Here is a 21,179-nt window from a genome sequence, read left to right as displayed (position 1 = left end):
AAGGTCCGTAGTGGCGGCCATCAGCCAGCGACAATTTAAATGATCTGGTCCCATGCCAAGCAAAACTGCATATTTATTATTCTTATACGCTGTTGATCAATGAGCAGTGCTTATAGGTATATTTCATTCACTGTAGGGTTGGACTGTTATTGATTTCAAAATGTCACCCCAGGCTTGACCCGGGGGTCCGCTTCGTCCGTTTTGCAAAAAGTAGCGGGACCCCGGCTCAAAGCCGGGGTGACGGTAAAGGTTGTATGTGATTCGGATCCAACCTCTCGACCATCAACTCACATGGACCGCTTTGGTCACCAGATGTGCGGCGACGCCCTCGGGACCGTCTTCGGAGCCGAAACCCGAATCCTTCCACCCGCCGAACGGCGCATCGGCCCATGACAGCCTCACCCCGTTGATCGCGACCATGCCCGCCTCGATCGCATCGGCGATACGGTTCTGGCGGCGGCCATTCTCGGTGAAGGCATAAGCGCCGAGACCGTAAGGCAAACGATTGGCTTCGGCGATCGCCTCTTCCTCGGTCTCGAAGGGATGGAGCAAAGCGATCGGGCCGAACGGCTCCTCGCTCATCACCTTCGCCGCCATTGGCACATCGGCGACGACGGTCGGCTGGAAGAAATTGGCGGCAGGGTCGCCCGTACGCGCGCCGCCCGCGAGTAGCCGCGCGCCCTGCGCCTCGGCATCGGCGATCATCTGCTCCATCGCGGACACTCGGCGCGGGTTGGCGAGCGGCCCCATCTGACTGTCAGCCGCTAGACCACTGCCGGTGCGGATCGCCTGCGCGCGCTCGGCAAAAGCCTTGGCAAAACGATCGTAGATCCCCGCCTGGACATGGAAGCGCGTCGGCGCCACGCACACCTGACCGGCATTGCGGAATTTGTGCCCGACCAGCAGCTCGATCGTGCGATCGAGATCGCAATCGTCGAACACGATCACCGGGCCATGACCGCCCAGTTCCATCGTCGTCTTCATCATCGTATCGGCAGCGAGCCGGGCGAGATGCTTGCCGACCGGCACCGATCCGGTGAAGCTGAGCTTGCGCGTCACCGGCGAGGCGAGCAGGTGGCGCGAGACTGTATCGGGGACACCGAACACGCATTGCGCCACATCGCCGGGCAGGCCGGCTTCCTCGAGAATACGGAAGATCTCAACCGCCGATCCTGGCGTCTCCTCGCTCGGCTTGAGGATCACCGAACAGCCGGCCGCAAGCGCGGGCGCGATCTTGCGCACGACGTTCACGATCGGGAAATTCCACGCGCAGAAGGCCGCAACCGGACCGATCGGCTGCTGTAGCACCAAGCTGCGCGTGCCGGTCGGGCGTTCCAGCACGCGGCCGTAGATGCGCTGGGCCTCGGCGGCATGCCATTCGAGCAGGGTGACGGCATAACCCGGCTCGGTCTTCGCTTCGGCCGCGATCTTGCCCTGCTCGAGGGTTGCGATCCGCGCGAGCTCTGCGGCGCGTTCGCGCACCAACGCAGCGGCGCGGTCGAGCACAGCCGCGCGTTCGGCTGCGGGCGTCGCGCGCCATGTGCGGAAGCCACGCTCGGCGGCGGCGAGCGCATCGTCGAGATCGGCGGTCGTCGCGAGCGGGAGCCGACCGAGCACGGCGCCGGTCGCCGGATCGTGCACGGCCTGCGCCTCGCGCCCCTCCGTGCCGCGCCATTCGCCACCAATATAGAGGCCGAGTCTCGCGCTATAATCGCTCACTTCATCATCTCCCAAGGCTTACCCGTCGGGTACAAGTAGCGCGCGATCATGCAAAGCCGCGATGTCGCGCGCGAACCGCATCATGCCTCGCGCGAAGGAAAGCGGGGCGATCGACAAACCCGCTCGCTCCTATAGACGTTGACGGCAAATGGCGACGATGACCGACCCGACAACCAGCAGCCAGCGCCCCGGCCGCGCTTGGGACGTGATCCGCGTCGCCAGCGGTAATTTTATCGAGATGTTCGATTTCATGGTGTTCGGCTATTTCGCCGCCGCGATTGGATCGGCCTACTTTCCCGGCAGTTCGGAGATCGGCACCCTGCTCAAATCGCTGGCGACCTTCGGCGTCGGCTTTCTGATCCGGCCCTTGGGCGCGATCATCCTCGGCGCTTATGCCGATCGCCACGGCCGACGCGCGGGGCTGATCCTGACCCTCGCCCTTATGAGCATCGGCATCGCGACCATCACCTTCACGCCAGCTTATGCAACGATCGGAATTCTGGCGCCGGTCATCGTGCTGTTCGGGCGCCTGCTGCAGGGTTTCTCGGCCGGCTCGGAACTGGGCAATGTCTCGGTCTATCTCGCCGAAATCGCGCCTGCGCATGCCAAGGGCTTCTACGTCTCATGGCAATCGGCGTCGCAGCAGGTCGCCGTCGTCGTCGCGGCCTTGATCGGTGTCGTCCTCGGGATGACGCTGTCGCCAGCCGAGCTCAACGCCTGGGGCTGGCGCATCCCGCTCGCGATCGGCTGCCTGATCATCCCCTTGCTGTTCCTGATGCGGCGTCATTTGCGCGAAAGCGACACCTTCGCCGCACGCACGCACCAGCCCGAACTGCGCGAGATCGCTGCCTTTCTGTGGCGCGCACGCGGGCGCGTGCTGATCGGCATGGCCCTGGTGCTGATGACGACGGTGAGCTTCTATATGATCACCGCCTACACCCCGACCTTCGGCAAATTGCTCCATCTGCCCGAGCGCGCCAATCTGGCGATCACCGCCGCAGTCGGCCTGTCCAACCTCATTTGGCTGCCGCTGATGGGGTCGCTGTCGGATCGGATCGTGCGCACGCCGATCCTGCTCGCCTGCACCGCACTCGCGATCCTTACCGCTTATCCGGCGATGGCGTGGCTCGCCGGCAGCCCGAGCGTGCTGCGCCTGCTGCTGGTCGAATTGTGGCTGTCGGCGCTCTATGCGAGCTACAATTCGGCGATGGTGGTCCACCTGACCGAGATCGTGCCGCAGGAGGCGGGCGCGTCGGGCTTCAGCCTCGCCTACAGTCTCGCCACCGCGATCGGCGGCTTCACCCCTTTCATCGTCACCTGGTTGATCTCGACCACGCACAATCCGGCGATGCCCGGCGCGTGGCTCACCCTGATCGCCGCGATCAGCCTTGGCGCTGCTTTGCTGAGCCGTCGTTACTCCACCCGCGATGACGCGGGGTATGGCCGATCCCGGGATTGAGCTGGTTGCACGGATCGAGCGTCCGGTAGAAATCGGCGAGGCCCGGTTTGGCATGGTAGAGGTGGCCGACATTATGCTCGGCCGGATATTCGGCGCCGCGTTCGTCGAGCAAAGCCCACATCCGGTGCTCGAGCGCGATCGGATCGACGCCCTTCCGCACGATATAATCCTGATGGAAGACGTGGCAGAAGAAATGTCCATAATAGAGGGCGTGGATGATCCCGGCGGAGATGTCGGCGGGCAGCGCCTCACGCCATTCGCGCGTATTGCGCGGCAAGGCGATGTCGAGCGCAACGATATCCTCGACCGTATCGAGGTGGACGGCGCGGTAACGCACTGCCGCGCCGGCGGTGACGAACCGGTGGAGGAAAGCCTTGCGCGCTTCGTCGGTGGTACATTCGAAGAAGCCGGCATCGTCGCCATCGAGGGTATTGGCCAGCAAGGCTCGGGTGTCGGCGATCGCGGCGGCGGGCATCTTCAGGATCAGATGATGTTCGTAGCGATCGCGAAACGCGCGCATGCGCGGGGGCAAGTGATCGGGCAGTAGCCTTCCGATCCGCTGCATGAGGCGATCGCTGAAGTCCGGCCCCCACAGCCGCATCCGATCGACCCGCGCCTTGGCCGCGAACAGCCGTGGCAGGCGGCGCGTTCCGATCCGTTCGATCGCGGCGAACATGTCCTTCCCGTAGTGATCAGCGATGTCGAACGCGGTCCGATGAAGATACTCGCCCGCGATCGGCAAAGCCGCGAAGCTGCCGAGGATCGTGCGCCGCAATTCGGTCAGCCGCATCGGATCGTTAGTGCCGATATAGAAGGTGGCACTTCCCTTTTCGCTGGGGAACGTATCGAGCCGGACGGCGAAGACGATCAATTTGCCTGCACTGCCCGATGCCTCGAACAAGCAGCGCGGATCGGCGTTGAACCGCGCCGGCCGGTCGCTCTCTATATCGCGGACGTGATCGCGATAATTGTGATCGTGCGCCCAGCGATCGGCGCAGGCATCCACGTCCGCGAAATCGCCCGCCTCGGCCCGGCGCAGCATGGCCTCCGGATCGTCGCCGAGATCAATCCCGAGATGGTTGACCAGCCGCAGCCGGCCGTCGTCACCGACGACGCCGAACAGGGCGAGTTGGGTGAAGGCCGGCCCGCGCTGGATCAGCGAACCGCCCGAATTGTTGCAGATCCCGCCGACCACCGATGCACCGAGACAGGACGAGCCGATCACCGAATGCGGCTCGCGACCGAGCGGCAGCAGCGCACGTTCGAGCGCGTCGAGCGTCGCACCGGGCAGGCAGACGACCTGCTCGCCGTTGCGGATGAGGTGCACGCCCTTCAGCCGGCTGGTGTTGATGATCACGACCCCGCCGGGATAATCGTTGCCGTCCGGGGTCGAGCCGCCGGTCAGCCCGGTGTTCGACGCCTGCACGATGATCGACACATTCGCGGCGACACAGGCCTGTGCCGCGCGCCATTGCTCGACCAGATTACCCGGCCGCGCCACCGCGATCGCGGCGCCCTCCCCCGTACGATAGCCGCGGCGGAAACGCGCGGTCGCGCGCGGATCGGTCAGCACGTGCCGACGGCCGACGATTCCGCGCAGGCGCGCGATCAGGGTCTGTTGGGTGTCGCTCATCACAAAGTCCAAAAGATTATCGCACCAATTCTAGGGTTGCGTCGAATCGGCGCCGGGCGCTTAGGAAACTGCACTCTTCCAGCAGATACGGACGGACATGACCTTCTACCTCGGTGTGGATGCGGGCGGCAGCAATTGCCGCAGCCGGCTCATCTCGGCGGACGGGACGGTGATCGGCCACGGCGCGACCGGCCCGGCCAATGCCCGCATCGGGCTGGAGAAACTCTACGCCGCGCTTCGCGATGTCGCCGACCAGGCGATCGCCGAGGCGGGCTTGAGCAAGACCGAGGTCCGCGAAATCCGGGCGGGCATGGGGATTGCCGGCATTTCGCGGCCGGGCGTCCGCGCCGGGCTCGACGAATTCGCCTTCCCGTTCGCGTCCTTCACCTACGAGACCGATGCTTACATCGCCAACCTCGGCGCCAATGCCGGCGGCGAAGGGGCGATCCTGATCATCGGCACGGGCAGCATCGCACATGTCCGGCTTGCCGATCAGAGCTTCACGATCGGCGGTTACGGCTTTCCTATTTCGGATGAGGGGAGCGGCGCCGCTCTCGGATTGAGCGCGATGCGCCATGCGTTGCGCGCTCTCGACGGGCGCACGGTCTCGACCCCGCTGAGCACCGCCGTCGCCGAACGGTTCGATCACAATACCGCTACCGCCATTGCCTGGATGGATAAGGCCACGCCCAAGGATTATGGCAGCCTCGCTCCGCTGGTGATGGACTATGCCGAGGCCGACGATGCCATCGCGCGCTCGATCGTCGAGCATGCCGCGCTGCATATCGAGCGTTTCGTCGAGACGATCTTCAAGCGCGGTGCCACACGCTGCGTGCTGGTCGGCGGGCTCGCACCGCGCATGGAGCCGTGGCTGCGCGCGCGGACGGTGGCGCGGCTGAGCGAGCCGCTCGGCGATCCGCTCGATGGCGCACTCCGGCTCGCCGGCTATACGCCGGTCACTGGGTCTTGACCTCGTCATCGGTCATCAGATCCTTGCCGGCGAGCCACTGGATGATCTCGCGCGCGGCGGGATGATCGATCGCGGCATAACGTTCGCGCAGCCGATCGCGGCGTGGACCGAGGCGCTCCCAGCCTACATCCTGTAGAGCCGGCAGATCCTGCTGCAGCATCGCGGCGAACACATCGCCGAGCAGCGACCTTGCCGCCGTGGCGAAGGCGGCGCCGTATGCATACTGCTCGCCCTCGGCATAATTGGCGGCAAGGGTCAGGGCCGGAATGCAGGAGAGAACGGGCTGCATCGCCGGATTGATCGCATGGCCGCTGATCCGATCGGCGATCGTCGCCGGCCGTCCGGTGAACGCGCGCAAGTGTAGGAAGCGCGACATGCGCGCGCCGTCATTGACCGGATAATTGTCCCACAAGCAGACCGGCCGGCCGAGATCGGCCGCGACCCGGTCGAGATGAGCGACGCCGATCTCGCGCGAGCAGACCTCCTCGCCGGTCCAGTAGACCCGTACCGCCGGATCGAGCAGACGGCCGAGTTCGGCGAGATAATCGGGCGGGCGCTGGCCGAAGACGAGATCAAGCACCGGATCGTCCGAATAATAGCTCGGGCAGAAATAGATGCGCGTGGCCCGCGTGCGGCTCGCACAGAAATCGACAACCTCGGCCTGCGCGCGAGCGAGATCGGGCAGGTCGCCGCGCAGATCGTCGAACAGGATGGCGAGATCGTCGATCCCGATCGCATCGAACGCGGCGAGGCGCTGGCGCAGATCGTGGCGCGAGGCCGCGTCGAACGGATGGGTCGCGCCGACCGGGGTCAGCGCAATGCCGAAGCGCATGCCGGCAGCCCGGCACTGGGCGGAGAATGCGGCCAGTGCCGCCACCTCATCGGCGGGATGCGGCTCGCGCCATGTCCGGCGCAGATGGCGATCGGCCTTGGGGCCATAATGGTAGAAGGCATAACCCGCGCCGGCGAGCCGCTGCATTACGTCGGCCCGCTCCGCCCATGACCATGGCCGGCCGAACCGCCCCTCGATCAGCCCGAGTTCGGGAATCACTCGCCTTGCTCCGAGACCTCGCCGGCGATCCAGGTGCGGGTGACGCGGCGATCCCGATCGAGATGGACGAGATCGGCGCGCAGCCCCTCCGCGATCGATCCGGTCTCGCCGGCAAGCCCCAGAAACGCCGCCGGGGTACCGCTCGCCATGCGCGAGGCTTCGACCAAAGTGCAGCCGAGCATGTCCATCGCGTTCCGCACCGCCTGCGCCATATTCAATGCCGATCCGGCGAGCGTGCCGTCGGGGCCACGGCAGGTGCCGTCGACGACGCGGATATGCTGGCCGAACAAGGTGAATTCGGTCGCGTGGCCGCCCACCGGGGGCATGGCATCGGTGACGAGCATCACGCCGTCGATCCCGCGCGCGGCGATCGCGACCTTGAGCGCGGCCGGGTGGACATGAAGCCCGTCGACGATCAGCCCGAATTGCGTCGCCCGATCCTCGAGCGCGGCGCCGACCATGCCGGGCTCGCGGCTGCCAAGCTGGGTCATCGCGTTAAACAAATGGGTGAAGCCCGACAGCCCCTCGGTCAGCGCGACGCGGGTTTGGTCGTAGTCGGCCATGCTGTGGCCGGCGGCAACAAAGATGCCCTTGTCGCGCAGGTGCCGGATTGTGCCGGCCGGCGCGAGTTCGGGCGCGAGGGTGACGAGGCGCACACCCTGGCTGGGCTGCGAAAGTCGCGCGAGCACCGCATCGTCGATCGGCGCGAAGCGCTTGTCGTCGTGAATGCCCTTCTTAACCGGATTGAGGTGCGGCCCCTCGATATGCATTCCGAGCACGCCCGGGACCTTCGCCGCGAGCGCCTGCTCCATTGCCTCGATCGCTGTATCGACGACGGACGCATAGTCGCTGATCAGAGTGGGCAGAATACCGGTGGTGCCGAACAGGCGATGCGCTGCCGCAATCGCGCGAATGCCTTCGACGGTCGGGCTGTCATTGAGCAGCACATCTCCGCCGCCATTGACCTGCGTGTCGATGAAGCCTGGCGCGAGCCAGCCACCGCCGAGATCGATTCGATCCCAATCCGTCGGAAGCTGCCCCACCGGCAGCCAGCCGATGATCCGGCCCGCCTCAATCAGCAGCGCCTGCCCGGCGAGCTCGCTGGTGGGGAGGACGATGCGCGCACCTGAGAGAGCGAACCGGCTCATAATGTCTTCGTCACCTTGGCGAGATGCGGCGGGCGATCGGGATCGCGGCCGCGCGCCACAGCGAGTGCATTGGCGAGACCGTAGAAGCTCTGGATCGCGGCGATAGCATCGATCGCGGCATGGCCCGACGGGATGGTCGGCAGCACCAAAGACGCCGCAGCGATATCGCGGGAGGCACCGGCGGCGATCACCTGCGCGCCGCGCGCGGCGAAATCGGCGAGGCGATCGCTAAGCCCCTCCGCCGCGACATCGGTTGGCCCGAAGGCCAGCACCGGATCGTTCGCCTCGACCAGGGTCATCGGGCCGTGCGCAACCTCGGCGATGCTGAACGCCTCGGCGTGGAGACCCGAGGTTTCCTTGAGCTTGAGCGCCGCTTCACCAGCGACCGGCAAAGTCGGGCCACGGCCGAGCACGAGCAGATCATTGGCCCGCAGCAGGATTGGCACCGCCGCCGCCCAGTCTTGCGCGGCGGCGGCGCGGAGCGATGCGCCGATGCGGGGGAGCGCCGCCAGCAACGCTGCATCCTGCGTCCATTCGGCGACGAGATGGGTCAGCGCCACCAGGGTTGTTATGAAGCTCTTGGTCGCGGCAACGCTGGTTTCGGGCCCGGCATGGACCGGGATAGTGATGTCCGCCAATGCCGCCAGCGGCGACGCCGCGTCGTTCACCACCGCAATCACAATCGCGCCCTGCCGCTTCGCATCCTCGGCAGCCGCGATCAGATCGGGGCTGCGTCCGGATTGTGAGATCGCGATCAGCGGTACGTCGCGGAAGCGCGGCGAGGTGGCGTGATAAAGCGATCCGATCGACGGCGACTGGCTCAGGGTCGGCACGCCGGCATGGACCTCGAGCAGATGCTTGGCGAATGCCGCCGCCTGATCCGAACTACCGCGCGCCAAGGTCGCGGCAAAGGGTGGGGCCAGCGCACGAAGGCGTTCGCCGGCCTCGCGCACCAAATTCGCGTTGCGGGTGAGTTGCTCTTCGCAGCGCCCCGGCGCTTCGAGCGCTTCGGCCAGCATCTGCGTCATCGGCAGGAGTTCATGAGACATGATCTGATTAATACCAGTGGTTCACGCGCTTACAATGGTATTATTGTGGTTGCAGAAAAGACGGCAAGAGCGCAGGGAGCGCGCACTCTGCTGCTGGAGACGGTAATGCTCAAGATCCATGTTGCGGCCACCGACAGTCGGGCGCCGATCAACGAGGATGCCGTGGGCCATTTCGGCGATGCCGCCTGGGTGATCGATGGTGCAACCGGCATCGGCGCCTCTTTGCTCGACGCGCCGAGCGACGCATCGTGGCTCGCCCGCACCGCCGATGCAGCCTTCCGCACTCTGCTGAGCGATGATCCAGCGATCTCGACGCGCGAACTGGTACGCGAAGCAATCACCCTCTGCCGCGATGCCCTGGCCACCAATTCCGTCAGAGACGCCGAAGGCCCGCATGAGCATCCTTCCGCCGCCTTCACGATGCTGCGCCGGATCGGCGATTCCGTGGAACTCACCGCATTGGCCGACTGCAAGATCGCCTATCGCGACGCCGACGGCATGGCACAATTGTTCGCCTCCACCACGTTCGACGCGATCGAGGGGCGCACCCTGGCGCTGACCCGCGAACTGCTGACCGCCGAACCCGAAATATCCTCCGCCACCCTGGTGGAACGCCTGTTGCCGCAATTGCAGGCCAACCGCCGGCAGATGAACCAGCCCGGCGGCTATTGGGTGCTCGGCACCGAGCCGGCCGCCGCCGATCATCTTGCCACCCTCACCCTGCCCGCCCGGCCGGGCCAAGATTCGCGCTGGCAAGCGACGGTTTCCTGCGGCTGATCGAAGTGTTCGACATCGCCTCGCTCGACGATCTGATCGCGATCGACACGCCGGCCTCGTGGCAACACTGGCTGGCGCAACTGCGCGAGATCGAGCAGGCGCCAAGCCATCTTTACCCACGGGTGAAGGTGCATGACGATGCCACCTTCCTCAACCTCGAGATCTGACGGAGCGGCCATGCGGGTGCTTGGGTATATGAGCGGTACCTCGCTCGACGGTGTCGATGCGGCGATCATCGAGACCGATGGCGTGCGGGTCGGCGATTTCGGGCCGGCCGCCTTGCTGCCGTTCAGCGGCGAAGAGCGCGCGATCCTGATCGGGGCGACCGAGGATGCGCTGCGCTGGGACGGAAACGGCCCTCGCCCCGCCTCGTTCGCGGCGGCAGAGACGGTGATCCTCGACACCCATTTGCGCGCCGCGCGCGAGGTGCTGGCGGCCGATCCGGCGCCGATCGCGCTGGTCGGCTTCCATGGCCAGACGGTACTGCATCGCCCCGAGCGCAAGCTTTCGGTCCAACTCGGCGACGCAGGGGCGTTGGCGCGCGCGTTGGGCGTTCCGGTCGTGGCCGATCTGCGTCAGGCGGATCTCGTGGCCGGCGGCCAGGGCGCGCCACTCGTGCCAGTCTATCACCGCGCGCTGGCGGAGCGGATCGGCGCGGCCTTGCCGACCGCCTTTCTCAATATCGGCGGCGTCGCGAACCTGACCTGGTTCGGCGACGACGATGATGTTCGCGCCTTCGATACCGGGCCTGGCAACGGCCTGATCGACCTGCTCGTGCAGGAGCGCGGCGCGGGGCGCTATGACGATGGTGGCCGCCTCGGCGCGGCCGGGACGGTGGATCAGGCGGTGGTAGACACCCTGCTCGCCTCGCCCTTCTTCGCACGCACCGGGGCCAAGTCGCTCGATCGTTACGATTTCCCGCTCGAGGCGGTCTCCGGCCTTTCGCTGGAAGACGCCGCCGCCACCTTGACCGCCTTCACCGTGGAAGCCGTCGCGATCGCTGCTGCCGCCTTGCCCGCTCCTCCCAACGAATGGATCATCTGTGGTGGCGGGCGGCACAATCCGACGATGATGCAGATGTTCGGCGAACGGGTCGGCCCATGGCGTTCGGCGGACGATTGCGGCCTGCGCGGCGATTTCATCGAGGCCGAGGCGTTCGCGTTCCTGGCGGCGCGATCGATTCGGGATTTGCCGATCACCTTCCCCGGCACGACCGGGGTGCCGCAGCCGATGACTGGCGGCAAGCTGTACCAGCCGGGCGGATAACACCAATCGTCATCCCGGGCTTGACCCGGGATCCCCCTGCCTTTGCCAGACGGATCATCGAGTTTCTCGCTCGAGAAAGAAGCGGGATCCCGGGTCAAGCCCGGGATGACGAAGGCTTTGCGCAGCCCATCCGCCACAAAACATCTTTACAGGTATGTGACCAATCACGCATATTGGTCTTATAAACGTATTGCGTGCCGAGTCAGGATCATCGGGAAGGAAAAAGGGATATGAAGCTGGGTCAACTGCACCACGCGAGTGCGTGGGTCGTGCTCGCCGTCGCCCTCGCACAGACGCCGGCCATCGCCGTGGCGCAGGATGCCTCTGCCGCGCCAGCCGCCGCCGATCAGGCCAAGCCGGAAGCCGAGATCGTCGTCACCGGGTCGCGCATCCCCCGCACCGGCCTCACCTCCACCAGCCCGGTCGCATCGACCACGCAGGAGGATATCAAGCGCCAGTCCGCGCTCACGATCGAGGATTTCTCGACCAAATTGCCCCAACTCGCCGGCGGCGTCCGCCAGGCATCGCAAGGCAGCGACTCGTTCGGTGCCAACGTGCTCGATCTGCGCAATTTCGGCCAGAGCCGCTCGCTCGTCCTGATCGACGGCACGCGCGCGGTGCCGTTCAGCTTCCGCAACTCGGTCGACGTCAACGCACTGCCCGCCTCGCTGATCAAGCGGGTCGATGTGCTGACCGGCGGTGCCGCCGCGGTCTATGGCGCCGATGCCGTCGCCGGCGTCGTCAACTTCATCCTCAACGATGATTTCGAGGGCCTGCAGGTCTCGGCCGGCGGGCGTTTCGCCGAGGCCGGGGGCAAGGAATATGGCGGATCGGTCATGCTCGGCACGAAGCTGGGCGACAAGGGCCATGTCGTCATCGCGCTCGATTACACCCAGCGCGACCTGACCCGTTCGGGCACGCGCGACTGGGCGATCACCCCCAATTCGACCATCCCCAGCACCGGCGGCGTGTTCACCGACATCGCCAGCGGCCGCAAGTTCGGCTTTACCGACGGCGGCCAGTTCACCACCAGCCCCTCGGCAACCTCGAACATCAGCGCCTCCTACCCGCTGATCGAGCCGCTGAAGCGCATCAACGTCGCCGCCCTGTTCAATTATGAGCTGCTGCCGACGGTCGAGGTCTATGGCCGCGCACTCTACACCAATGCGCGCACGCAGGAATTGGGCACGCCCGGGCCGAACCCGCCGACGATCAACCAGACCGTGGCGATCAATTCGACCAACCCGTTCCTGACCAGCGATATCCGCAACCAGCTCACCTTCGTGAACGGGGTCGCGCAGGTCGGCGTTTCGCGCTCGCTCGCCGAGCTCGGGCTGATCACTTACCATACCGAGCGCAACACCTTTCAGGGTCAGCTCGGCCTGCGCGGGCCGATCACCGACAACATCAAGTGGAACGTCTACGGCCAGTACGGCCGCTCGACCGAGAATTCGCCGATCACCGGCGACGGCCTCGTCACCAACGCAGCCGGGCAGAACATCTTCGGTTCGATCGCCAACACCGTGAACATCTTCGGCCCGAACCAGTCGGCGCTGGCGAGCGCGATCGGCCAGACCATCAACGGCTTCGATCGCAAGCGCGACCAGCTCGTCACCTCGGCCAATATCAGCGGCACCTCGGCCGATCTGTTCGCGCTCCCCGCCGGCCCGATCGGCTTCGCGCTCGGCGCCGAATATCGCCGCGAGACCGCGAAGATCACGCAGGATAGCGCGCTGCTGACCGGCAACACGTTCCGCGAGGGCGTGCAGGCGGCTTATAGCGGCGAGTTCGATGTCAAGGAGCTTTACGGCGAACTGCTGATCCCCGTGCTGCACGATCTGCCGTTCATCAAGAAGCTCGATATCGGCGGCGCCTATCGCTACTCCGATTACAACCTCTTCGGCTCCCACGGCACCTGGAAGGCCGAGGCGAACTGGGCGGTGAACGATAGCATTCGCCTGCGTGGCACCTATCAGCGCGTCTTGCGTGCGCCGAACTTCGGCGAATTCGCGGCGACCACCTCGTCGCTGCCGTTCAACAACCTCGTCACCGTCGCTCGCCTGACCCCGCGTTATGCCGGCGATCCGTGCGTACTCGGGACGGGCAATGCCGCGCAGTGCGCGCGCTTCCATGCGCCGGCGGTGGGATCAGCCAATTCATTCGATCCCAGCTACCTCGAGGGTAATTATTATTATGGCGGCAACGCCGCCATCAAGCCAGAGATCGGCCGTACCAAGACGTTGGGCGTCGTCTTCACGCCGACCTTCATTCCGCGGCTCAACGTCACGGTCGACTGGTACGAGCTCAACCTGAAGGGTGCGGTCGGGGTGATCCAGCCGGTCGCCGCGATCACGAGCTGCTACATCACCAACCCGACCGCGGATAACCCGCTCTGCGCGCTCGTCAGCCGCGATCCGTCGAACGGGCATTTCCTCAATGCCTATGTGAACAACCAGAATCTTGGCCGCATCATCCAGCGCGGCCTCGATATCGGCGCGACCTACACGATCCGCCCCGATTGGCTGCCGGGCCGTGGCGTGCGCCTGTCCTATCAGGGCAATATCGTCACCAGCTACATCATCCAGGCCAATCCGACGACCGCGCGGATCCAGTGCAAGGGCACTTTTGGTGCGACCTGCTCGAGCGACGGCACGACTTTGGTCCAACCCGATTATCGCCACGACGCCTCGGTCGCGTGGACGTTCGGGCGCGGTTTCGTCCAGTTCAACTGGCAGCGGATCGGCAAGGTCAAGGATAGCGCGCCAGGCACCACCGACAGTATCCCCGCGCAGAATACGTTCGATCTGAGCGGCTCATACGACGTCACCAAATGGCTGACCGCGACCGGTGGCATCTACAATCTGTTCGACAAGGCCCCGCCGTTCGTCGCGGCCGGCGGTGTGTTCAACACCTTCCCGGACACGTATGATGTGCTGGGGCGGACCTACGGCATCTCGTTGACCGCGCGTTTCTAAACGCGCGAGACGGGATCGGCCCGGCGCTCCCCCCGCGCCGGGCCGTATTTTTCAGGCCGGAAGAGGATCGGATGACGCTGCCTTTCACGTTGGCGGACTGGATCGTGATCGCCGCTTATGTCGGCATCCTGTTCGCGGGCGGCTGGTTTTTCATGCCGCGCAAGACCAAATCCACCCGCGACTACTTTTTGGCGGGCGGCGCGGTGCCGGCATGGCTTGCGGCGATCTCCGTGCTGTCGGCGACCCAGTCTGCGGCGACTTTCCTCGGCGGCCCCGATTATGGCTATCGCGGCGATTATTCGTACCTCGGCACCAATCTCGGCGGCCTGATCGGCGCGGTGTTCGTCGCGCGCGTGCTGATCCCGCGTTTCTATGCATTGAACGCCACCACCGCCTACGAATTGCTGACCCAGCGCTTCAGCATGCGCGCGACCCGCTGGGCTGGCGGCATGTTCCTCGCCGGGCGGGTGCTGGCGGGCGGCGCGCGCGTCTATCTCGCCGCGATCGCAATCTCGATGGTGGTCACCTCCACCGTCAGCGCGGGCAGTATCATGGCGGCCGCAGGCGCACTGATGATCGCTAGCTTCCTCTTCACCTTCGTTGGCGGGCTCAAATCGGTCCTGTGGAACGACCTGATCCAGTTCACCATCTATCTGGGTGCGGCGATCGCGGTTCTGGTGTTCCTGCGCCTCTCGATCCCGGCCTCGAATGCCGAGATCATCCATGGACTGGCGCATACGCCGGAAGGCATCAACAAGCTGCGCCTGTTCGATCTCTCGCTCGACCTGTCCAAGCCCTTCTCGCTGCTCGCGATCGTCACCGGGGTGGCCTTGCTCTATGTCGGCAATGCCGGGCTCGATCAGGACACCACCCAGCGCCTGCTTGCCTGCCGCGATGCGCGCACCGGTGCGCGCGGGCTCTATATGTCGGTAGTGGCGACGATCCCGGTCGTGGCGATCTTCGTCACGATCGGGCTGTTGCTCTACGTCTTCTACGATCGGCCCGATCTGATGGGCGGCGCGACCAATGCCGCCAACAGCCAGTTCGCCGGCGAGAAGGTGAGCATCTTCATGCACTATATCCTGACGCAGGTGCCGCCCGGCCTGCGCGGGCTCGTCACTGTCGGCGTGACCGCCGCCGCGGTCGCGACCACCAACAGCGCGCTCAACGCGATGTCGGCGGTGGTGGTGCAGGATTTTTACCGTCCATGGCGTAGCCGTCGCGGGGGTGCCTCCGAGCATCATTATGTCCATGCCGGGCGTTGGGGCATGGGGCTGATCGGGATTGCGATGTTCGGTACGGCGATCTTGTCTTATTATTGGCAGCACCACACCAGCATGGGGCTGCTCGAATTCGCGCTGCAGGTGATGGTCTTCTCCTATGCCGGGCTGCTTGGTGTCTATTTCACCGCGATCTTCACGCAGCGCGGGACCACCGGATCGGTCATCGCCGCCCTGCTCGGCGGGTTCGTGGTCGTGCTGCTGCTCCAGCCCGGCATCGCGAAGATCATCGGCCTGCCCACGGCCCTGACCGCGCTCGCTTTCCCCTTCCAGCTTTGCATCGCCACCTTCGTCGCTTTCCTGATCTGCGCGGCCCCCGCCGGACGCAGCCGCGTAGCCGTCGCTTGAGTATGAACTGAGGACATCATGAGCACCGAAATCATCGACCCCCGCTATATCGACGTCGACCAATGGCCGACCGAGACCGCGATGGAAGCCATGGTCGAGGGCCAGCTTGCTGCCGTCGCTGCGGTGAAGGGCCAGGTCGCCGCGATCGCGCGCGCCGCGGATGCCGCCGCCCAGCGGCTCGGCCGCATCGGGCGACTCGTCTATGTCGGCGCGGGCACGTCGGGCCGGATCGCGGTGCAGGACGGCGTCGAATTGTTTCCGACCTATAACTGGCCGCAGGAGCGGCTGGTCTTCCTGATGGCGGGCGGCCTCGGCGCGCTGACGGAGAGCGCAGAAGGCGCCGAGGACGATGTGGTTGCCGGCCGCCAGGAGATTGCGGACGCAAAAGTCGGCCCGAACGATGTCGTGATCGGCGTCGCCGCCAGCGGCCGCACGCCCTATACGATCTCGGCGATCGAGACCGCGCGCCAAGCCGGCGCGCTCACGATCGGCATCTCCAACAATCCGAACGCACGTTTGCTCGATGCCGCCGAACATGGGCTCGTCATCGATACCGGAGCGGAGATTGTCGCTGGATCGACCCGAATGAAGGCTGGCACCGCCCAGAAGGTGATCTTGAATATGGTTTCGACCGCGATCATGCTGCGCCGGGGGCTGGTCCACCAGGGGCGGATGGTGAACATGCGGGTTTCGAACGATAAATTGCTCAATCGCGCGCGCGAAATGGTGCGCGATATCGCGCACGTGGACGGCGCCGCGGCCGCGCGCGCGTTGGACGCGGCCGATCTCGAGATCAAGCCTGCAGTACTGGTGGCACTCGGCGCCTCGCCCGCGGCCGCGCATACCTTGCTGACCGAAAACGACGACAGTCTCGGCGGCGCGATCCGCGCCTTGCGGAAAGACGCCGTCGTCGATGCGTGAACTCCTCGCCGCGCGGAGCGACGACAGCACCCCTCTCTATCTCCAGCTCGCGCGCAATCTGCGCGATCACATCGCCAATGGCGGGATCGATCCGGGCAATGCCTTGCCGTCGGAGCGCGATCTCAGCGAGATGACCGGCCTGTCGCGGGTCACGATCCGCAAGGGCATCGATCAGTTGATCGAGGAGGGCGTTCTCCAGCGCAAGCAGGGTTCGGGCACCTTCGTCACGCGGCGGATCGAGACGCCCGGATCGGTGTTGAGCAGCTTCAGCGACGATGCGCGGTCACGCGGCGAGGATCCGGCGGTGATCTGGATCATGAAGGCCTATGCTCAGCCGACCGACGAGGAGGCGACGATGCTGCAGATCGCTGCCTCGTCGCAGGTCGCCCGGCTCGGCCGCGTCCGCCTGTCGGGCGGCGAGCCGCTGGCGATCGAGCATGCTGTCGTACCGGCGGAATTCCTCCCCGATCTCAAGCAGATCGGCGACTCGCTTTACAGCGCGCTCGATCGCAATGGCGTACGCCCGGTATCGGGCAATCAGCGCATCCGCGCCTCGCTTGCGACGCCGACCGAAGCGGGCATCCTTTCAACCGAGCCCGATGCGGCGGTCCTGCGGATCGAGCGCCTGACCTTGACGGCGGCGGGCCGACCGGTCGAATTCACCCGATCGACCTATCGCGGCGATCGCTACGTCTTCGTCTCGGATCTCAAGGGGAATCAGACATCATCGAAGCTCGGATGAGACGCAGGCTCGCAGCCGCTGCTGCAGGGTTGCTCCTATGCTGCCAGCCGGTGGCTGCGGCCAATCGTGACACATCTTTGTCGGTCGCGACGGCGGATCAGGATAGCCGCTTCGCCCATGCCTTCGCCGAAGTCGACAATTGGGTCGCACAGAAGGCTTTTCCCGGCGCGGTGCTGGCCGTCGGCCAGCATGGCCGGCTGATCGCGCTCAAGGCATTCGGTCGCATGTCGACCGCACCCGATGCACCGCCGATGGCGACCGACACGATCTTCGACCTCGCCTCGCTCACAAAAGTAATCGGCACGACCACCGCCGCCGCCATCCTGTACGATCGCCATAAGCTCGATCTCGACGCGCCGGTGGTACGCTATCTGCCCGAGTTCGGCGGGACCGCCGGGCATGACAGGATCACCGTCCGCCATCTGCTGACCCACAGTTCGGGGCTGACGCCGCCGGTCACGCTCTGGCAGCATGCGACCGATCGCGACGGCATCCTTCGACAAATCTACACGATGCAGGTCACCGAGGCGCCGGGGACCGCCTATCATTATCGCGACGAGAATATGATCCTGATGGGAGAGATCGTGCGTCGCATCTCGGGTCTGCCGCTCGATCGCTTTCTGCAAAAGGAAGCGTTCGCTCCGCTCGGCATGACCGACACCGGCTTCCGGCCTTCCGCTTCATTGCTCGATCGCATCGCGCCGACCGAGCAGGATGACATACTGCGCCACACGCTGGTGCATGGCGTGGTGCATGACGAGAATGCCTTCTTGCTGGGCGGGGTGTCCGGCCATGCCGGCCTGTTCTCCACCGCGGGCGACCTAGCGAAGCTGGCCCAACTCTATCTCGATGGCGGTCGTTATCGTGGCGTTCGACTATTTCGCCCGTCTACGGCGGCACTCTTCATGACCGCCCAGAGCATACCCGCCGGCAGTCCGCGCGCGCTCGGCTGGGATATGGCGGCCCCGGGCAGTTTCGCCGGACCGCTCGCCGCACCGCACGCGGTCATCCATACCGGCTTTACCGGCACCTCAATCTATATCGATCCCGATCGAGACGCCTTCGTCATCCTGCTGACCAATCGCGTTAATCCGACACGCACGAACACGCTCATCACCCAGGCTCGGCCCGCGATCCATACCGCTGTGCTGGCGGCTCTTGATGGCATCGAGCGAGCCCACTGACGGGGAAGCCGACTCAGGCGGCCACTAACGTCGGCCGCCACACCAGCGCCCGCCGCTCGATCCCGCGCACAAGCAGATCGCCCGCCAGGCCGAGGGCGGCATAGACCATCAGGCAGACTACGATGATGTCGGTACGCATGAAATCGCGCGCATTGTTGATGAGGTAGCCGAGCCCTGACGAAGCGTTGATCTGCTCGGCGATGACCAGCATCAGCACCGCGATCGACAGCGAATAGCGGAAGCCGACGAGTAGCGAGGGCAGCGCGCCAGGGAGCACGACGTGGACGATCAACTCCCAGCGGTTCAGCCCGAAGCTGCGCGCCGCGTCCATCAGCCGGACATCGACCCCGCGAATGCCCTGATAGAGATTGAGATAGATCGGAAAGACGGTCGCAAAGGCGATGAGCGCGATCTTGGGAGTCTCGCCGATCCCGAACCAGATGATGAACAGCGGCGAGAGCGCCACTACGGGTATGGTGCGCTTGATCTGCATGAGCGGATCGATCGCGGCATCGCCCGGCCGAGATAGCCCGGCGGCGAGCCCTAGTACGATCCCGAGCACGGAACCGATCGCCAGGCCGATTGCGGCGCGCCCGCACGAAACGATCAGGTTGTGCGGCAACTCCCCCGACGCGATCATGTCGATCAAGGTCACGATTACGGAAGACGGCGCTGCGAGCGTGCGCGGCGGGATCACGCCGACACGCGATCCCAGCTCCCACAGAAGGAGCAACACGATCGGCGACACCCAACGGGATCGCAGCACGCGCCCCCAACCGCTCGATTGCCGCGTCGTCATGACCGTTCCTCCGGAAAATCCGATCGGCACCAAGGCAATTTTGCGCGCTGTGACAATCCAGTTCTTCTCGGCGGCTATCGCGCGGCGCTCATAAGGCCGCAAATTAGCGGACGGTGAACCCGTAAGTGCCCTCCCCAGACGGCGACAGGCGCCAATGGACTTCGTATGTCCCGGCCGGCAGCGCACGCGGCAAGCCCAAGGTCGCGGTGGTGGAATCGGGCGACACGGTGGTCGTGAAGCCGGTGACCTTCATCGGATTGTGGTGCGCCATACCTGGCATGCCGGTCATGGTCAGATCGACGGCGAGCGACCCCGGCACGATCGGCGCACCGAAGTGCAGCACAATCTTGTCGACCTTGCTGGCGATTGCTGACGGTGCGGGTGTCGCCTCGACCAGTTGAAGCTCCGCACGCGCGGGAAGCGCCGCGATCGTCAGGGCTGCAAAGCCGACGGCGGCAACAAACGAAAGTCTCATGCTAAATCTCCTTCCCCGGCTATACGCATGCGCCTGCCCCACCCCTCAAAACTCCATTCGCGCAACTGGTTTGAGGGGTGGGCCGACAGGGCGCGTATGAGAGTCGACTGGAGGCGAACATGATGGAGATCGATCCCTTGCTCGATGCGCTCGCACGTGCCGAAGTGCCGGTAGCACTAGGCATGATCGAGCCTGGCGTGATGCGCGGTGTTGCGGTCCGGCGTGAGCGCACGAGCCGGCGGCGCGCGCTCTGCGCGGTCGCGATAGCGGCGTTGGGGCTGGGCGCTGTCGGTGCCACGTTGCCGGCGCCGTTCGTGCCGCGCGGCGATGTGCCGCTCGCGCAGCCGTTGGCACTTGCGCCGTCGCACCTGCTCGCGGTCGATCTGTGACGCGCGGCCGCTGGCTGCTGCTGGTCGTCATCGTCACCGGCGTGGCTGCCTTTGCCGGTGCATGGCTCGGCCGCACCATCATCGGGCCGCCGGCCGAGCCGCCCGAGACCGCACTCCATCGCGTCCTCTATCATGATCTCGCACTCACCGAAGATCAGCGACGTCGGTTGGCCGTGCTCAATCGCGGCTATGCCGATCGAAAGGAAAAGCTCGAGGCGGCGATGCGGGCGGACAATGCCGTACTGGCGTCGGCCATGGCCAGCGAGCATGGTTATGGCCCGCAGGTCGGTCAAGCAGTCGACCGGCTGCACCACGATATGGGCGCGCTCCAGAAAGCCACGCTCGAGCACGTTTTCGCCATGCGCGGCCTGCTCGATGCCGGGCAGACCGCGCGTTACGATCAGGCCGTGGCAAAGGCCCTGACCGCGCCGGCAAATTAGTGGTGGGGGACACGACCGACGCCGATCTGGTTGCGCAGGCGCGCGCCGGGCGGCAGGCGGCGTTTTCGGAATTGCTGCTACGACATCGCGAGCCGGTCTATCGCATGACGCGCACGTATATCGGCGACGCCAGCGAGGCGCTCGATCTCACGCAGGAAGTCTTTGCAGCCGCCTTTGCTGCGCTGGCGCGCTATGATCCGGCGCGGCCGTTCCGCGTCTGGCTGAGCCGGATTGCAATCAACAAATGCCATGATTGGGCCCGACGGCGCGCGGTTCGCAGCTTCTTTTCCCGTGCCCGCCCGATCGACGAAGCGCTGCACGTCGGCGATCCCGCGCCAAGGCCGGATCGCACGGCCGAAGATCGCGACGCCTTGCAGCGGCTCGAACAGGCCATCGCCAAGCTGCCTGCCGGCTTGAAGGCACCCCTCCTGTTGCGGACGATCGAGGGCCTGTCCCAGGCCGAAACCGCGCTCACGCTCGACGTCAGCGAGAAAGCGGTCGAGCTGCGTGTCTATCGAGCGCGAATCAAACTGACCGAAATGCTGAGGGATTGA

The 21,179-nt window shown here is 65.5% G+C and carries 20 protein-coding genes; 13 read left to right on the top strand and 7 right to left on the bottom strand.

Features of this window, described 5'->3' with window-relative positions:
- Positions 1-282: 282 nt before the first annotated feature.
- Positions 283-1,719, bottom strand: a complete 1,437-nt coding sequence (locus AB4Z44_RS03060) for an NAD-dependent succinate-semialdehyde dehydrogenase (RefSeq protein WP_404712612.1) — start codon at positions 1,717-1,719, stop codon at positions 283-285.
- A 157-nt stretch (positions 1,720-1,876) separates the two neighbouring features.
- Here AB4Z44_RS03060 and tcuC point away from each other — a divergent pair, with 157 nt between their 5' ends.
- Positions 1,877-3,178, top strand: coding sequence for a tricarballylate/proton symporter TcuC (tcuC, locus tag AB4Z44_RS03055; RefSeq protein ID WP_404712611.1), 1,302 nt, complete (start codon positions 1,877-1,879; stop codon positions 3,176-3,178).
- Here the strand turns inward: tcuC and dld are convergent.
- Entirely contained in the window at positions 3,102-4,811 is a 1,710-nt protein-coding gene (gene dld, locus AB4Z44_RS03050) for a D-lactate dehydrogenase (protein WP_404712610.1), read from the bottom strand. The genes tcuC and dld overlap by 77 nt on opposite strands.
- A gap of 97 nt (positions 4,812-4,908) precedes the next feature.
- On the opposite strand from dld, the gene AB4Z44_RS03045 reads away from it, so the two are divergent.
- Positions 4,909-5,781, top strand: coding sequence for a BadF/BadG/BcrA/BcrD ATPase family protein (locus AB4Z44_RS03045; protein WP_404712609.1), 873 nt, complete (start codon positions 4,909-4,911; stop codon positions 5,779-5,781).
- Here AB4Z44_RS03045 and AB4Z44_RS03040 read toward each other — a convergent pair.
- The 3 genes from AB4Z44_RS03040 to AB4Z44_RS03030 are packed head-to-tail and all read right to left on the bottom strand — an operon-like array spanning position 5,768 to position 9,029.
- The gene (locus tag AB4Z44_RS03040) at positions 5,768-6,832 is read right to left on the bottom strand and encodes a beta-N-acetylglucosaminidase domain-containing protein (RefSeq protein ID WP_404712608.1); all 1,065 of its coding nucleotides are present in this window, start codon (positions 6,830-6,832) and stop codon (positions 5,768-5,770) included. The two genes, AB4Z44_RS03045 and AB4Z44_RS03040, sit on opposite strands and share 14 nt — an antisense overlap.
- Entirely contained in the window at positions 6,829-7,980 is a 1,152-nt protein-coding gene (gene nagA / locus AB4Z44_RS03035) for an N-acetylglucosamine-6-phosphate deacetylase (protein WP_404712607.1), read from the bottom strand. Before nagA ends, AB4Z44_RS03040 begins: the two co-directional genes overlap by 4 nt.
- Entirely contained in the window at positions 7,977-9,029 is a 1,053-nt protein-coding gene (locus AB4Z44_RS03030; protein WP_404712606.1) for an SIS domain-containing protein, read from the bottom strand. Before AB4Z44_RS03030 ends, nagA begins: the two co-directional genes overlap by 4 nt.
- Between AB4Z44_RS03030 and AB4Z44_RS03025 the strand changes: the two genes are divergently transcribed.
- The 8 genes from AB4Z44_RS03025 to AB4Z44_RS02990 all read left to right on the top strand — a co-directional run bounded on the left by AB4Z44_RS03025 (position 9,021) and on the right by AB4Z44_RS02990 (position 18,522).
- On the top strand, positions 9,021-9,806 hold the full coding sequence (locus tag AB4Z44_RS03025; RefSeq protein WP_404712605.1) for a hypothetical protein: 786 nt from the start codon (positions 9,021-9,023) through the stop codon (positions 9,804-9,806). The two genes, AB4Z44_RS03030 and AB4Z44_RS03025, sit on opposite strands and share 9 nt — an antisense overlap.
- A 5-nt stretch (positions 9,807-9,811) precedes the next feature.
- A complete protein-coding gene (locus AB4Z44_RS03020; protein WP_404712604.1) occupies positions 9,812-9,973 on the top strand; it encodes a hypothetical protein in 162 nt (53 codons plus the stop codon).
- A 10-nt stretch (positions 9,974-9,983) separates the two neighbouring features.
- Positions 9,984-11,072 carry an anhydro-N-acetylmuramic acid kinase gene (locus tag AB4Z44_RS03015; protein WP_404712603.1) on the top strand — a complete coding sequence of 363 codons (1,089 nt, stop codon included), beginning with the start codon at positions 9,984-9,986 and terminating at the stop codon, positions 11,070-11,072.
- Between the two features lie 230 nt (positions 11,073-11,302).
- On the top strand, positions 11,303-14,047 hold the full coding sequence (locus AB4Z44_RS03010; RefSeq protein ID WP_404712602.1) for a TonB-dependent receptor domain-containing protein: 2,745 nt from the start codon (positions 11,303-11,305) through the stop codon (positions 14,045-14,047).
- Positions 14,048-14,118: 71 nt separating this feature from the next.
- On the top strand, positions 14,119-15,675 hold the full coding sequence (locus tag AB4Z44_RS03005) for a sodium:solute symporter (RefSeq protein ID WP_404712601.1): 1,557 nt from the start codon (positions 14,119-14,121) through the stop codon (positions 15,673-15,675).
- A gap of 18 nt (positions 15,676-15,693) precedes the next feature.
- A complete protein-coding gene (locus AB4Z44_RS03000; protein ID WP_404712600.1) occupies positions 15,694-16,596 on the top strand; it encodes an N-acetylmuramic acid 6-phosphate etherase in 903 nt (300 codons plus the stop codon).
- Complete coding sequence (locus tag AB4Z44_RS02995; protein WP_404712599.1) at positions 16,589-17,338, top strand: GntR family transcriptional regulator; 750 nt, start codon at positions 16,589-16,591, stop codon at positions 17,336-17,338. Before AB4Z44_RS03000 ends, AB4Z44_RS02995 begins: the two co-directional genes overlap by 8 nt.
- Positions 17,335-18,522 carry a serine hydrolase domain-containing protein gene (locus tag AB4Z44_RS02990; protein ID WP_404712598.1) on the top strand — a complete coding sequence of 396 codons (1,188 nt, stop codon included), beginning with the start codon at positions 17,335-17,337 and terminating at the stop codon, positions 18,520-18,522. The genes AB4Z44_RS02995 and AB4Z44_RS02990 overlap by 4 nt, the downstream gene beginning before the upstream one ends.
- Before the next feature lie 13 nt (positions 18,523-18,535).
- On the opposite strand, the gene AB4Z44_RS02985 is transcribed toward AB4Z44_RS02990, so the two are convergent.
- Positions 18,536-19,321, bottom strand: a complete 786-nt coding sequence (locus AB4Z44_RS02985) for an ABC transporter permease (RefSeq protein WP_404712597.1) — start codon at positions 19,319-19,321, stop codon at positions 18,536-18,538.
- A 103-nt stretch (positions 19,322-19,424) separates the two neighbouring features.
- Positions 19,425-19,796, bottom strand: coding sequence for a copper resistance protein CopC (locus AB4Z44_RS02980; RefSeq protein WP_404712596.1), 372 nt, complete (start codon positions 19,794-19,796; stop codon positions 19,425-19,427).
- Between the two features lie 119 nt (positions 19,797-19,915).
- Here AB4Z44_RS02980 and AB4Z44_RS02975 point away from each other — a divergent pair, with 119 nt between their 5' ends.
- From AB4Z44_RS02975 to AB4Z44_RS02965, 3 genes are read left to right on the top strand one after another with little or no spacing between them, the layout of a single operon-like run.
- On the top strand, positions 19,916-20,185 hold the full coding sequence (locus AB4Z44_RS02975) for a hypothetical protein (protein WP_404712595.1): 270 nt from the start codon (positions 19,916-19,918) through the stop codon (positions 20,183-20,185).
- The gene (locus AB4Z44_RS02970) at positions 20,182-20,625 is read left to right on the top strand and encodes a Spy/CpxP family protein refolding chaperone (RefSeq protein ID WP_404712594.1); all 444 of its coding nucleotides are present in this window, start codon (positions 20,182-20,184) and stop codon (positions 20,623-20,625) included. Before AB4Z44_RS02975 ends, AB4Z44_RS02970 begins: the two co-directional genes overlap by 4 nt.
- Before the next feature lie 2 nt (positions 20,626-20,627).
- Complete coding sequence (locus tag AB4Z44_RS02965) at positions 20,628-21,179, top strand: RNA polymerase sigma factor (protein WP_404712593.1); 552 nt, start codon at positions 20,628-20,630, stop codon at positions 21,177-21,179.

Origin of the sequence: Sphingomonas sp. MMS24-J13 (assembly GCF_044905095.1) — a bacterium.
In the GTDB taxonomy this organism is placed as follows: Bacteria; Pseudomonadota; Alphaproteobacteria; order Sphingomonadales; family Sphingomonadaceae; genus Sphingomonas_I.
Note: the sequence above shows the minus strand (reverse complement) of the source record. Positions and strands in the feature narration are given on the sequence as shown.

Bases quoted from the DNA above. Each gene is read 5' to 3' on its own strand.
- tcuC (WP_404712611.1), top strand. From the start codon at position 1,877: ATGACCGACCCGACAACCAGCAGCCAGCGCCCCGGCCGCGCTTGGGAC.
- dld (WP_404712610.1), bottom strand. From the start codon at position 4,811: ATGAGCGACACCCAACAGACCCTGATCGCGCGCCTGCGCGGAATCGTC.
- AB4Z44_RS03045 (WP_404712609.1), top strand. From the start codon at position 4,909: ATGACCTTCTACCTCGGTGTGGATGCGGGCGGCAGCAATTGCCGCAGC.
- nagA (WP_404712607.1), bottom strand. From the start codon at position 7,980: ATGAGCCGGTTCGCTCTCTCAGGTGCGCGCATCGTCCTCCCCACCAGC.
- AB4Z44_RS03025 (WP_404712605.1), top strand. From the start codon at position 9,021: ATGAGACATGATCTGATTAATACCAGTGGTTCACGCGCTTACAATGGT.
- AB4Z44_RS03030 (WP_404712606.1), bottom strand. From the start codon at position 9,029: ATGTCTCATGAACTCCTGCCGATGACGCAGATGCTGGCCGAAGCGCTC.
- AB4Z44_RS03015 (WP_404712603.1), top strand. From the start codon at position 9,984: ATGCGGGTGCTTGGGTATATGAGCGGTACCTCGCTCGACGGTGTCGAT.
- AB4Z44_RS03010 (WP_404712602.1), top strand. From the start codon at position 11,303: ATGAAGCTGGGTCAACTGCACCACGCGAGTGCGTGGGTCGTGCTCGCC.
- AB4Z44_RS03005 (WP_404712601.1), top strand. From the start codon at position 14,119: ATGACGCTGCCTTTCACGTTGGCGGACTGGATCGTGATCGCCGCTTAT.
- AB4Z44_RS03000 (WP_404712600.1), top strand. From the start codon at position 15,694: ATGAGCACCGAAATCATCGACCCCCGCTATATCGACGTCGACCAATGG.
- AB4Z44_RS02995 (WP_404712599.1), top strand. From the start codon at position 16,589: ATGCGTGAACTCCTCGCCGCGCGGAGCGACGACAGCACCCCTCTCTAT.
- AB4Z44_RS02990 (WP_404712598.1), top strand. From the start codon at position 17,335: ATGAGACGCAGGCTCGCAGCCGCTGCTGCAGGGTTGCTCCTATGCTGC.
- AB4Z44_RS02985 (WP_404712597.1), bottom strand. From the start codon at position 19,321: ATGACGACGCGGCAATCGAGCGGTTGGGGGCGCGTGCTGCGATCCCGT.
- AB4Z44_RS02980 (WP_404712596.1), bottom strand. From the start codon at position 19,796: ATGAGACTTTCGTTTGTTGCCGCCGTCGGCTTTGCAGCCCTGACGATC.
- AB4Z44_RS02975 (WP_404712595.1), top strand. From the start codon at position 19,916: ATGATGGAGATCGATCCCTTGCTCGATGCGCTCGCACGTGCCGAAGTG.